This window comes from Bradyrhizobium sp. BR 1432 (assembly GCF_051547705.1).
Classification (GTDB): Bacteria; Pseudomonadota; Alphaproteobacteria; order Rhizobiales; family Xanthobacteraceae; genus Bradyrhizobium; species Bradyrhizobium zhanjiangense.
In genome coordinates this window covers 5,881,009-5,893,075 of sequence record NZ_JBPUGF010000003.1, presented here as the reverse complement: position 1 = coordinate 5,893,075, position 12,067 = coordinate 5,881,009, and the positions used below count along the sequence as shown (strand labels likewise).

At 64.1% G+C, this 12,067-nt stretch carries 8 protein-coding genes, 1 tRNA gene and 1 pseudogene; 2 read left to right on the top strand and 8 right to left on the bottom strand.

Annotated features, from left to right (window positions below; translation table 11 throughout):
* Positions 1-36 precede the first annotated feature (36 nt).
* A complete protein-coding gene (gene dapA, locus ACSKB8_RS28490) occupies positions 37-927 on the bottom strand; it encodes a 4-hydroxy-tetrahydrodipicolinate synthase (protein WP_438107789.1) in 891 nt (296 codons plus the stop codon).
* A gap of 279 nt (positions 928-1,206) precedes the next feature.
* Between dapA and ACSKB8_RS28485 the strand changes: the two genes are divergently transcribed.
* Positions 1,207-3,639 carry a lytic transglycosylase domain-containing protein gene (locus ACSKB8_RS28485; protein ID WP_438107788.1) on the top strand — a complete coding sequence of 811 codons (2,433 nt, stop codon included), beginning with the start codon at positions 1,207-1,209 and terminating at the stop codon, positions 3,637-3,639.
* A 436-nt stretch (positions 3,640-4,075) separates the two neighbouring features.
* On the opposite strand, the gene ACSKB8_RS28480 is transcribed toward ACSKB8_RS28485, so the two are convergent.
* The 3 genes from ACSKB8_RS28480 to ACSKB8_RS28470 all read right to left on the bottom strand — a co-directional run bounded on the left by ACSKB8_RS28480 (position 4,076) and on the right by ACSKB8_RS28470 (position 7,036).
* On the bottom strand, positions 4,076-5,617 hold the full coding sequence (locus tag ACSKB8_RS28480; protein ID WP_370985885.1) for a porin: 1,542 nt from the start codon (positions 5,615-5,617) through the stop codon (positions 4,076-4,078).
* A gap of 572 nt (positions 5,618-6,189) precedes the next feature.
* Positions 6,190-6,283, bottom strand: a tRNA-Ser gene (locus tag ACSKB8_RS28475).
* A 486-nt stretch (positions 6,284-6,769) separates the two neighbouring features.
* Positions 6,770-7,036, bottom strand: coding sequence for a hypothetical protein (locus tag ACSKB8_RS28470; protein ID WP_438107787.1), 267 nt, complete (start codon positions 7,034-7,036; stop codon positions 6,770-6,772).
* Positions 7,037-8,278: 1,242 nt separating this feature from the next.
* Between ACSKB8_RS28470 and ACSKB8_RS28465 the strand changes: the two genes are divergently transcribed.
* Positions 8,279-8,515, top strand: coding sequence for a hypothetical protein (locus ACSKB8_RS28465; RefSeq protein ID WP_438107786.1), 237 nt, complete (start codon positions 8,279-8,281; stop codon positions 8,513-8,515).
* 91 nt (positions 8,516-8,606) lie between these two features.
* Here ACSKB8_RS28465 and gatB read toward each other — a convergent pair.
* The 4 genes and pseudogenes from gatB to ACSKB8_RS28445 form a co-directional block, all read right to left on the bottom strand.
* Positions 8,607-10,084, bottom strand: a pseudogene (gene gatB, locus ACSKB8_RS28460) (Asp-tRNA(Asn)/Glu-tRNA(Gln) amidotransferase subunit GatB).
* A complete protein-coding gene (locus ACSKB8_RS28455) occupies positions 10,081-10,383 on the bottom strand; it encodes a hypothetical protein (protein ID WP_438107785.1) in 303 nt (100 codons plus the stop codon). Before ACSKB8_RS28455 ends, gatB begins: the two are co-directional and overlap by 4 nt.
* Complete coding sequence (gatA, locus tag ACSKB8_RS28450) at positions 10,374-11,849, bottom strand: Asp-tRNA(Asn)/Glu-tRNA(Gln) amidotransferase subunit GatA (protein ID WP_438107784.1); 1,476 nt, start codon at positions 11,847-11,849, stop codon at positions 10,374-10,376. The genes ACSKB8_RS28455 and gatA overlap by 10 nt, the downstream gene beginning before the upstream one ends.
* Entirely contained in the window at positions 11,846-12,058 is a 213-nt protein-coding gene (locus ACSKB8_RS28445) for a hypothetical protein (RefSeq protein WP_027547180.1), read from the bottom strand. The genes gatA and ACSKB8_RS28445 overlap by 4 nt, the downstream gene beginning before the upstream one ends.
* Between the last annotated feature and the right edge of the window lie 9 nt (positions 12,059-12,067).

Genomic DNA, 12,067 nt, shown 5'->3' with positions numbered 1-12,067 from the left:
TCGACGCTCATGAAACGCTCCCCAAACGCCAATGCGTCAGTTGATGAGGCCGGCGTGCACCATTGCGCTGCGCACGGCGACGCGTGTCGGCTCGGAGACCGGCACCATCGGCAGCCGCAGCGTCTCGTCCAGCTTGCCGAGCAGCGACATCGCGTACTTGATCGGCGCCGGATTGCTCTCGATGAAGAGGTTGTTGTGCAGCGGCATCAGCTTGTCGTGCAGCTTCAGGGCGGTGGCGTGATCGCCCTTCTGCCAGGCCACGTGGAACTCCGCGCACAGGCGCGGCGCGACGTTCGAGGTCACCGAGATGCAGCCGTGGCCGCCATGGGCCATGTAGCCGAGGATGGTCGCGTCCTCGCCCGAGAGCTGGTTGAAATCCTCGCCCATCGCCGCGCGCTGCTGCGACACGCGGACCATGCTGGCGGTGGCGTCCTTGACGCCGGCGATGTTCTTCAGCTCCCACAGCCGCTTCATGGTGTCGACCGACATGTCGATCACCGAGCGCGGCGGGATGTTGTAGATGATGATCGGGATGCCGATCGCATCGTTGATCGCCTTGAAGTGCTGATACATGCCTTCCTGGGTCGGCTTGTTGTAGTAAGGCGTCACGATCAGCACGGCGTCCGCGCCCGCCTTCTCGGCGTGCTGAGAGAGCTCGATCGCCTCCTTGGTCGAGTTGGAGCCGGCACCCGCGATGACAGGCACGCGGCCCTTGGCTTCAGCGATGCACCATTCGACGACCTTCTTATGCTCGTCATGGCTGAGCGTCGGGCTCTCGCCGGTGGTGCCGACCGGCACCAGGCCGTTGGTGCCTTCTGAGATCTGCCAATTGACCAGGGAGCGGAACGCCGCCTCGTCCAGCGAGCCGTTCCTGAACGGCGTGACCAAGGCGGTGAACGACCCCCGGAATTTCGTCTTGGCTGCCATGGACTTCCTCCGTACGCGGCGATCTCTTGAGCAAGCCTCATACATATCGGGTCTATCCCGCCGGTAAAAGGCCCGCCGCCGTGTGACGCACCGTTTAGGCCGCGATTTTGCCGCGGTGATGGTGCAAATCGGCCCGAGGTAAGCGGCTGTTGGTATTTTGTCCGCATATTCAATCAATACAGCTAGATTTTGGGCCACTTGACTGATTCGGGGCGACGAAACGCCGTGACCTCCTTTCCTCGTGCCGCATGGCGATCCACCGGTCTGGTCGTATGCCTGATGGCAGGGTTGTCCGTCGGTTGTGCCGCCTTGGCCAAGTCCAGTGACAAGTCCGACAAGTCCAACGAGACGGCCGCGGACGAGGCTAAGAACTCCGCGAAGCCAGCCGCCAAGCACTCGTCCAAGGGAACCGGCAAGGAAACTTCAAAGGATACGGCCAAGGGCGCCAACAAGGGCGCCAGCAAGGGCGCGGCCAGCGCCCCGGCCAAGGATGCCGCGAAGAAATCTGCCAAGGACGCTGAGAAGGACGCCGCCAAGGAGCCCGCGAAAGACAAGCCCAAGCCCGCGGCAGCATCCAAGCCCGCGGCAGCGTCCAAGCCTGCGGCAGCGGCCCCCGCGGCAACATCAAAACCGACCGCCAACGGCGCGCCGTCCAAGCCCGCACCCGCCCCGGCTTCGACGGCCACCGTCAGACCCACCGCCCCGGCGGCCGCCAGACCGTCCGCAGCTCCCGTGCTGGCTCCTGCGACCCGCCAGCATGCAGCGCCGCGCAAGCCGGTCATACCGGCCGCGGTCGCCGCAACATCGTCGACGTCGCAGGCCGACAAGGACACGCTGGAAAACGTCATCGAGCTCGTGCGCAAGCGCAAAGCGGGCGACGCCACCAATTATGCAGCTTCGATCTCGGATCCCGTCGCGCGAAAGCTCGCGGAATGGATCATCCTGCGCAGCGAGGACAATGGCGCGACCGTGGAGCGCTACCGCGCCTTCCTATCCGCCAATCCGAGCTGGCCGTCGCAGACCTTCCTGCGCCGCCGGCTCGAGGCTGCGATGTGGGACGACAGGCGCGACGATTCAGTTGCGTGGTCGTGGTTCGAGAATGAGTTCCCGATCTCCGCCAAGGGCCGCTTCACGCTTGCCAAGGCGATGCTGGCGCGCGGCGACCGCGCCAACGCCGAGCGGCTGGTGCGCGAGGCCTGGCGCAGCGATCCGATGTCGGAGGACACTGAGAACAACGCGCTCGACCAGTTCGGCGCCCTGCTGACGGCGGGCGATCAGAAGGCGCGGATGGACACCCTGCTCTACGGCAGCGAGAACGAAGCCGCGTTGCGCGCCGCCAAGCGCCTCGGCGCCGGCTATGTCGCGCTCGCCAAGGCTCGCATCGCTGCCGTCAAGAAGGCGCCGAATGCGCGCGCGCTGCTCGATGCCGTGCCGCGCGAGCTGCACAGCGATCCAGGCTTCATCTTCAGCAAGATCCAGCTCCTGCGCCGCGAGGAGAAGTTTGCCGAAGCGGCGCAGCTCATGCTCTCGGCGCCGAAGGATCCGAACCGGCTCCACAATCTCGACGAATGGTGGATCGAGCGGCGCCTCCTGGCGCGCAAGATGATCGACACCGAGGAATTCCGCAGCGCCTATCTGATCGCGCGCGATGCCGCCCTGCCCTCGCGCGACATCTACAAGACCGAGCAGGAATTCACCGCAGGCTGGATCGCGCTGCGCTTCCTCAACGATCCTGCGACCGCCGCCCAGCATTTTGCCCGTATCGGCGTGGGCAGCGTCAACCCGACCACGCTGGCGCGCGCCGGCTATTGGCAGGGCCGCGCTGCGGAAGCGATGGGCCGCCAGCAGGAGGCGCGCAACGCCTATGCCCGCGCCGCCGAGCAGTCGACCAGCTATTACGGCCAGCTCGCGCGCGCAAAACTCGGCCTGCCCCAGATCGAGCTCAACAACCCGCCGCGCGGACGCGGCGCCGAACGGCTCGAGATCGTGCGCGCCGCGCAACTGCTCTACGAGCTCGACGAGCGCGAGCTCGCGGTGCCCATGCTCGCCGACATGGGCGAGAACGGCGATCCCGAAGCGCTTGCCGGCCTCGGCGAGCTCACCCAGCGCTACAGCGACGCGCGCGGCATGCTGCTGCTGGGCAAGGCCGCGCTCAATCGCGGCCTGCCGTTCGACTTCTACGCCTATCCCGTCAACGGCATTCCGCAGTTCACGCCGATCGGCCCCCAGGTCGAGCGCAGCATCGTCTATGCGATCGCACGGCAGGAGAGCGCATTCAATCCGTCGGTGGTCTCGCCGGCGCAGGCCTATGGGCTGATGCAGGTGACGCCGGACGCCGCGCGCTACGTCTGCAAACGCCACGGCGCGACCTACGACCTGTCCCGGCTGAAGAACGATTCGGTCTACAACGCCACGCTCGGCTCGGCCGAGCTCGGCGGACTGCTCGAGGATTATCGCGGCTCCTACATCATGACGTTTGCCGCCTACAATGCCGGCCGCGGCAGCGTGAGGAAGTGGGTCGAGCGCTACGGCGATCCGCGCGACCCCAAGGTCGACGCGGTCGATTGGGTCGAGCTGATCCCCTTCTCCGAGACGCGCAACTACGTGCAGCGGATCATGGAGAACCTTCAGGTCTACCGCGCCCGCTTCGGCGGCGGCACGCGGCTGCAGATCGAAGCCGATTTGCGCCGCGGCACCGGCAGCGTGGAATAGCAACACCCTCGCCCGATCGCTGCCGGGAGCATCGGTGGCAAGCGATGCCTCAGGCCTTAAGTCTCCGACGGACGGACTGCGCAGTCACGCGACCTTCTGGCGCCCTTCCCGAGACGCGCCTCGATCGAGGTCTGCAAGGTCGCTTGCCACATCGACGAGCTCACCATTGTCGGCAAGGCTGGATCGGCGGGTCGCTTTGCAAGACGGACCGATCAGCGACAGCCTGGCTATGCCTCGCCACGGATGGGCATGCGGGCCGCGCGGTCATCCCTCTCTCGCAGCGGCTTCAATCAGGTCTCGGCGACCGATCGATCAACGGAACGCGCGGCGCCAGCTCTGGCCGCCCTGACTCGAGGAGAGAACAAGCCGGCAAAAGACAAAAGAAAAGCCCCGGCGGTTTCCCGCCGAGGCTCTCTGTCAGGTCGTTAGACCGAACTTACCAGTTGCGCTGAGCGCGGAGCAGCAGCGTGATGCTGTCCTGATCCTTCAGCTCATACACTGCGGTCGGCTTGGCCGTGTTAGCGGCCGGGCTGAGGATGGCAGTGCCGGAATACTTCTGATCCAGATGGGTCCAGTTCAGGTCAGCCGAGAACGTCAGGTTCTTGACCGGGGTCCAGCGGGTGATGATACCGATCTGACCGATCGCGAAGTCAGGGTTACAACCCGTCACACCCACGAGGCCGCCGAACACGCCACCGGTGCCAGTCGCGCCGCAGAGCGTGGTCTTGGCGAGCGTGCCGAACTGGGCCTGAGCGTAAGCACCGTAGAGCGCGGTGTTCCAGTAGGGATCCCAGTTGTGGGTGTAAGCACCACGGAAGCCCCAGGTCTTGACCGTCTCCTGCGAGCTGCCCGTGATGAACACGGTGTCAGGAGCATTGGCGAAGCCGACGCTCTGATAGGCGATGCCCGAGCTGCCGTACATCTGGTAGGAGCTGCCCGCCAGGTTCTGGAAGTTGTAGCGGGTCGCGCCGTCGGTGTAGACGCCCTGGATGTTGATCGTGTCACCCGCACCGGTCGGGATGTTCTTGATCGACAGAGCGAGCTGAACCGCCCAACCCCACTTGTCGTCGGGGTGGCCAGTGGTCTCGGTAGCGCCGTAGTAGGCAACGTGGTTGTCATGCGCAGCAACCGACGCCTGGAAGAGGCCCCAGGCCTGGTCGACACGGACCATACCGACGAGGTTCGGAGAGCGCGAACCGCCGATGGCGTTCGAGCCATACGCACCGCCAACCATGCCAGCGGCAGTCGCGCCGGTCATGTTGAGGTTGCCGGCCTGATAGTAAGCCGTCGCGTCTTCCGCCGAGAACGCCGCCGTCACGCCCTGACCGAAGTCAGCGGTGTAGGTGAACTGGTTGACGCCAGTGACCGTGCCGCTGCCGCCGACGAGGCTGTCGATGTTGTTGCCGGGATAGTTGGTCCAGGGCGCGTCGAACTGCGACACGGCCTTACCCATCGTGAAGCCAGCGAACTGGATGAAGGCGTAGTACACGCCGAGCGAACCGCCCGAGGTGCCGCCGTCCGTCGGATTGATGGTGGTGTTACCAGCCGTCGTGAAGGTAGCGGCGGTCGTGCCCGTGGCCGAGCCGGTGCCGACGTAGCCGGCGGTGGTCCAGGAGAACGTCGCATCGAAGAAGGTGCGGACGACGCCGTATTCGGTGGCGGTGCGCGTGTCGATGTTGAGATCTTCACGAGCGCGCGCGGTGTAGTAGTTGCTCAGGCGGTTGTGCGCACCGGCGGGAGCGCCGTTCGCAATGCCGTAAACGCTGTTGGTGCCCAGCGCGACTTCGGCGCGCAGGTAGCCACCCAGCTTGATGCAGGTGTCAGTGCCGGGGATGTAGTAGAATCCTGCACCGTACAGGGAGCAGATCTTCACGTATTCGACCGCCTTGGCCTTCACGGGCAGATCGGCTGCCTGCGCTCCGCCCACGGCGATCAGACCCGCCGCTGAGCCGAGCAAAAGGCTCTTAACCAACTTCATGTTAAACCTCCAAGTTGCTCTTCAGGGAAGGTCACTGACCGGACGGCCAATTCCCCAACCCCCTCTAAATCACCGCTTTCGGCTCCTTCGCGTCTTCGGACACACCCGCATGAACGCGAGGGACTTAAGCGAATGACCTAAACGGGACGACCTTGGGATGCCCCCCTCCGTCGCTCAGTCACAATTACCGAACGTCTTTGCACACACAACAAAAGAACGCTCCGAAGCGGGCCTATGAAACGTGTTTTCCGACGGGTGTTGCACAAATAACACGTAGATGTGATCGCGACGCGCTCGCAACACTTTGTTTTTATTGATGTTTTCAGAGAGGTTCCGCCTGCCGTCAAAATTCCGCACCTAAGGCGCGGCGAGCGGAGGGCCGGGATGTGGCGACCCAGGCGCGCTCGAATCGTAGAATCGGACGAGACTCAAGCACCTCCGAATCTCGCTCAGCCCAACGGTTATCGATGGCGGCGAAACGGCCTTGGCCCCGACAGGCGAGGCCAAATCTCGACCAGGTCAGCTCTCTCCATGTGTGGTGCGGGGGTATCTATGTCCGGGGCCAGCTTGGCTGGCGGAGACGGAGGGATTCGAACCCTCGATAGGCCTTTACAAGCCTATAACGGTTTAGCAAACCGCCGCCTTCAGCCACTCGGCCACGTCTCCAATACGCCGGGTATGCCCGACACGGCGGCGGGCCGCAAGCGGCAGAATTGAGGGCGGCGGGTTCTTTTCACCTGAAAGCTGACGAGCAGCCGGCGACGCAAGCCTCGCGAATGAATCCTCGGGGCGAGTTCCTGCGATTCGCACTGACCTTATATATGGGTGCGCGCGTCTCAGCGGCTGGATCGCCAGATCCGCCAGTGCGAGGGCGATATCAGCACCGCCTCGCCCGCCCAGACGTTGAACCAGACGCCGGACCTGCGCCGGCATGGAAAAGTCCAGGGCAAAATGCCCGTCTTGTGGAACCGTCCGAGTTCCAGATCGCAGTCGTCGGGCGCGATCTGAATCGGAAGCCATCGGCCATTGTTTGGCCCATTCTGGTCGGGGTCGCTCATACCGTGCGGATCTAGGGGACCGCACGACGAGGGAATTTGATCCAGCGCAACCGAGCTCACCCGTGGAAACACGGATACGGATGCGATTCTCAGTTCAGTGGGCGGAGACCCACGCCCTCGCCTCGCGCTGCGCGGCCGAGATCTCGGCGTCCGACATCTGCCCGGCAACTTCCTGGCGCAGCGCGACGGCGTCCTTGCGGCCCTTCAGCGCGGCGAGGTTGAACCATTTATGCGCGGCGACGAGATCGACGAGGCCGGAGCGGCCACTCGCCCAATAGATGCCGCGCTCGAACAGCACATCCGAGAGCGCGCTCGTGTCGATCGGCGTCGCGGTCTCCAGATCGAAAGTACCCTGAAACATGTCGCATCCCCTTTTTCTTATGCCGTCTCGTTCCCCCGAGCGCGGCTCCCGTCCAACTCTGATGTGCACGACCCTTCCCGGGATCGTGCACTGTTCAACTCATCCCCATTGCCGTTTGCCGGCTTGTTGGAGGCGATGATGGCGGGCAAATTTGAATGGCAGTTTAAGTATCGCGATGAAGCAGACGTAAACGCGAGCGCGCGGTGCCTGCGCAGGGAATTCAAAAAGTCCCTGACTTGCAGGTACTTCTGCAATTCGTCAGATTCGGTTTACCCTGGGATTTTGGGAGAACGATAACCATCGCGCGCGGTGGCGGATGTCCTGCGGTTACGATTTGTAGGAGCGGATCGCTGTCGTGGCCGCGCCCGCCCTGTCATTCCCCGCCACCGGGTCTCGCCTCCGGCGAGCCCGATGACAGGCTCCGGCGGGGACTGCCGTACGGCGCGGCGGATCTACTCAACCACTGCCGTCTCGGAGTATTGCATCGCCCGGTCGGAGCCGGGCGATGACGCCGCGAACGGAGAAGCGGCGTGCGAACAGCGTGCAATCAGGCCGCAGCCCTTGCCTGCCCCAAGGCAGTGCGAGCAAGGCGCGCGGCCGTGTCACGGTCAGATCAGCAATGTCGGGGAAAGGAATGCCGGCAATACCCCGGCTTCAAGAGAACGAGGGCGTCGGCGAACACGTCAGGACCAGATTCCACGTTGGCCCGAAGGCCGCTTGTGAAATTGCGGAGCCCCTTGAGGAGAACCGCACCGAACGAAGAAAACTTGTTTCTTCTGCCGGACCGCGAAAGAGAACGATCCGACCGTTGACCTGATGTCTCGCCGACACCCTCTATCGTCGACCAGAACCCTTAGGAGGCGCTGATGACGTGCCGGCTATCTGGAGCCGGCAACTTCAGAAGCGAAGTTACTTCTTCTTCTTCGCGACCTTGCGGGTCTTCTTCGCAGTCTTCTTCACTGCGCTCTTCGCCTTCTTCGCCTTCTTCGCTTTCTTGGCCATGTTGCCCTCCGATGTGTGAGATGGCTTTAATCGCTGCGTGCACTCGGGGATCGAATGCACTTCATCCCGAATACACCAACACGAAGAAAAAAACAGCGTCTCGCTTAAAGAAGTGTTGACGGCGCAACGCGCGTGCGCTTGGCGAGCGCGATGCAAGCGCACTGCATCACGTGTGCTTGCGATCGCAGAGAGTGGGCGCATCGTCAGCGTTTGCGACGGATGCGATTGCAGAAAAACACTATGCAGCAAGTATTTTTCTGCGCGCATGCATCGCGCATGAGCGACGCGATGATGAGCGTCGCGAGTCGCGCGATCGCCTCGCGACGGCGTTTCGCGGACTCTGAAGTCGCGACTTTTGGCAACGAAAAAATTTTCATGCTTAACGGCGCGAACGCTCGCCTGAGCGTGTGCAAGCCGCCGTTTTGTGCGAATCGCGCGCCGCCGATTCGGCCGCCGCATCACCGTCGATCGGGATGAAGTTTGCCGCCGAGGATGCGCGCGAGCGCCGCACCAAGAGCGGAAAGCGAGGTGACGAAGCGTGTCCGTCACCTCGTTCAAACGCGCGAGGCTAGACGCCGAGCTTGGACTTGAGCAGCTCGTTGACGCTCTGCGGGTTGGCCTTGCCGCCGGACGCCTTCATCACCTGGCCGACGAACCAGCCGAGCGACTGCGGCTTGTCCTTGACCTGCGCGGCCTTGTCGGGATTGGCCGCGATGATGTCGTCGACAACCTTTTCGATCGCCGAGAGGTCGGTGACCTGCTTCATGCCGCGGCTTTCCACCAGCGCGCGGGGATCGCCGCCCTCCTGCCAGACGATCTCGAACAGATCTTTGGCGATCTTGCCTGAGATCGTGCCCTCGCCGATCAGGTCGATGATCCCTGAGAGCTGCTCGGCGTTGACGGGAGAGTCCGTAATACCCCGGCCTTCCTTGTTGAGACGGCCAAACAGCTCGTTGATCACCCAGTTCGCCGCCATCTTGCCGTCGCGCGCGCGGCTCGCGAGCTTGTCGAGCACCGTCTCGTAGAACACTGCGCTCTCGCGCTCGGCGACCAGCACGCTGGCGTCGTAGGCCGACAGGCCGAAGTCGGCGACGAAGCGCGTCTTCTTCTGGTCCGGCAGCTCGGGGAGCTCAGCCTTCAGATCGTCGACGAATTCCTGGCTGAACTCCAGCGGCAGCAGGTCGGGATCGGGGAAGTAGCGATAGTCGTGCGCCTCTTCCTTGGACCGCATCGAGCGCGTCTCGCCCTTGTTGGGGTCATAGAGCCGCGTTTCCTGGTCGATCGCCCCGCCATCCTCCAGAATCTCGATCTGACGCCGCGCCTCGTACTCGATCGCCTGGCCGATGAAGTTGATCGAGTTCATGTTCTTGATCTCGCAGCGGGTGCCGAGCGGACCGCCGGGCTTGCGCACTGAGACGTTGACGTCGGCGCGCAAGCTTCCTTCTCCATGTCGCCGTCGCAGGTGCCGAGATAGCGCAGGATCGAGCGCAGCTTGGTCACATAGGCCTTGGCCTGCTCGGCATCGCGGATGTCGGGCTTGGAGACGATCTCCATCAGCGCCACGCCGCAGCGGTTGAGGTCGACATTGGACATGGTCGGCGACCGGTCGTGCAGCAACTTGCCGGCGTCCTGCTCCAGATGCAGCCGCTCGATGCCGACGGTGACGCTGCGGCCGCCGTCGAGCTCGACCAGCACCTCGCCCTCACCGACGACCGGCGACTTGTACTGGCTGATCTGGTAGCCCTGCGGCGAGTCCGGATAGAAATAGTTCTTGCGGTCGAACACCGAACGCAGATTGATCTTCGCGTTGAGGCCGAGACCGGTCCGGACAGCCTGTCTGACGCATTCCTCGTTGATGACGGGCAGCATGCCGGGCATCGCGGCGTCGACGAGCGACACGTGGCTGTTCGGCTCCCCGCCGAACGCGGTCGAGGCGGCCGAGAAAAGTTTCGAGTTCGAGGTCACCTGCGCATGGATCTCCATGCCGATGACCATCTCCCAATCGCCGGTGGCGCCCTTGAGAAGCTTGTGCGTGGCCGTGCTCATGTCTTGCTCCCGAGCAGCGTGGCCGCGATGCGCTGCCACTCTGCTTCCAATGAATCCTTTGTTGCGGGCTGGCCGGCCTGGCGGTACCAATAGCCGGCATTGCCGAGATCGCCTTCGACACGGTGCAGGTAGGCGTGCACCCAAGCCGCCTCACGGCTGCTCTCGTCCTGGACGATCTTGTGCGCGCGGTCCCAGTCGCCTTTGGCCGCCCACCAGAGTCCGGCGAGCGGCGCGTTCAATTCCGGCGCAGGCGCCGCGCCGTCGAGGCTCGCGATGAATGCCGCGACATTCACCACCACCTCGCGGGCGTGAAGCGGCCGGCGGCCTGCTCGATCACCTCGCCGAGCGAGAACAGCGTCTCCTCGTCGAAGGGACGGCCGATCAGTTGCAGGCCGAGCGGCAGGCCCTGCGCGTCCTTGCCGGCGGGCACGGCGATGCCGGGCAGGCCCGCCATGTTCACGGTCACCGTGAAGATGTCGTTGAGATACATCTCGACAGGATCGGCGCCGCCCTTCTCGCCGATGCCGAAGGCCGCCGACGGCGTTGCTGGCGTCAGGATGGCATCCACGCCCTTGGCGAAGCAGTCCTCAAAATCCTTCTTGATCAGCGTGCGCACCTTCTGGGCGCGCAAATAGTACGCGTCGTAATAGCCGGCTGAGAGCACATAGGTGCCGATCATGACGCGGCGCTTCACCTCTGCGCCAAAACCTTCGGCGCGGGTGTTTTCGTAGAGTTCGATGATGTTCTTAGCCGGTTCGCGCAGGCCGTAGCGGACACCGTCATAGCGCGCGAGGTTGGAGGACGCCTCCGCCGGCGCCACGATGTAATAGGCCGGCAGAGCATATTTGGTGTGCGGCAGCGATACCTCGACGAGCTCGACGCCGGCGCTCCTGAGCCAGGCCGCGCCCGCTTCCCAAAGTTTTTCGATCTCCGCCGGCATGCCTTCGAGGCGATACTCCCGGGGGATGCCGATCTTCATGCCCTTCACGGATTTGCCGATCGCAGCCTCGTAGTCCGGCACCGGGATGTCGACCGAGGTCGTGTCCTTGGGATCGTGGCCCGCCATGGAGCGCAGCAGCATCGCGCTATCGCGTACGCTGCGCGCGATCGGACCGGCTTGGTCGAGCGAGGAGGCAAAGGCGACGATGCCCCAGCGCGAGCAGCGGCCATAGGTCGGCTTGATGCCGACGGTGGCGGTGAACGCCGCCGGCTGGCGGATCGAGCCGCCGGTGTCGGTCGCGGTCGCGCCCATGCAGAGCAGCGCCGCCACGGCCGAGGCCGAACCACCGGACGAGCCGCCCGGCACCAGCGTCGTGTTCGAGCCGTCGCGCCGCCAGGGATTGCCGACCGGGCCGAAGCACGAGGTCTCGTTCGACGAGCCCATCGCGAACTCGTCATTGTTGAGCTTGCCGAGCATCACCGCGCCGTCGCGCCACAGCTGCGAGGTCACGGTGGACTCATAAGTCGGCACGAAATTGCCGAGGATCTTCGAGCAGGCCGTGGTGCGCACGTCCTTGGTCGCGAACAGATCCTTGATGCCGAGCGGGATGCCGGCGAGCGGACCGGCGTCGCCCTTGGCGATCCTGGCGTCCGCCTCGCGCGCCATGCTGCGCGCCTGGTCCGGCGTCTCCATGACGAAGGCATTGAGCACGCGCGCGGCTTCGATCGCGGAAAGATGCGCGTCGGTCAGCTCGAGCGACGTGAAGGTCTTGGCCGCGAGGCCCATGCGGGCCTCGGCGAGCGTCAGCGATGTCAAATCGGTCATTTATTGATCGGGCTGCAGAAGAACGGAGACAGGGTCTTGTCGTTGGCCGGGTCGTCTTTTTTGGCGGCTGCTTTCGCGGCGGCCTCGATCTCGTCGAGCACGGCATTGACGGCGACGTTGGGATCGGCAGCCTTGCCCTGCCGTTCCATTTTGTCGAGATAGTTCATATAGGCCTGGTAGGCCTTCTCATCGTCGCATAACAGGCACATCGGACGGCG

Coding starts and splice junctions, on each gene's coding strand:
- dapA (WP_438107789.1), bottom strand. CDS start 927: ATGGCAGCCAAGACGAAATTCCGGGGGTCGTTCACCGCCTTGGTCACG.
- ACSKB8_RS28485 (WP_438107788.1), top strand. CDS start 1,207: ATGGCAGGGTTGTCCGTCGGTTGTGCCGCCTTGGCCAAGTCCAGTGAC.
- ACSKB8_RS28480 (WP_370985885.1), bottom strand. CDS start 5,617: ATGAAGTTGGTTAAGAGCCTTTTGCTCGGCTCAGCGGCGGGTCTGATC.
- ACSKB8_RS28470 (WP_438107787.1), bottom strand. CDS start 7,036: ATGTTTCAGGGTACTTTCGATCTGGAGACCGCGACGCCGATCGACACG.
- ACSKB8_RS28465 (WP_438107786.1), top strand. CDS start 8,279: ATGCAGCAAGTATTTTTCTGCGCGCATGCATCGCGCATGAGCGACGCG.
- gatA (WP_438107784.1), bottom strand. CDS start 11,849: ATGACCGATTTGACATCGCTGACGCTCGCCGAGGCCCGCATGGGCCTC.
- ACSKB8_RS28445 (WP_027547180.1), bottom strand. CDS start 12,058: ATGTGCCTGTTATGCGACGATGAGAAGGCCTACCAGGCCTATATGAAC.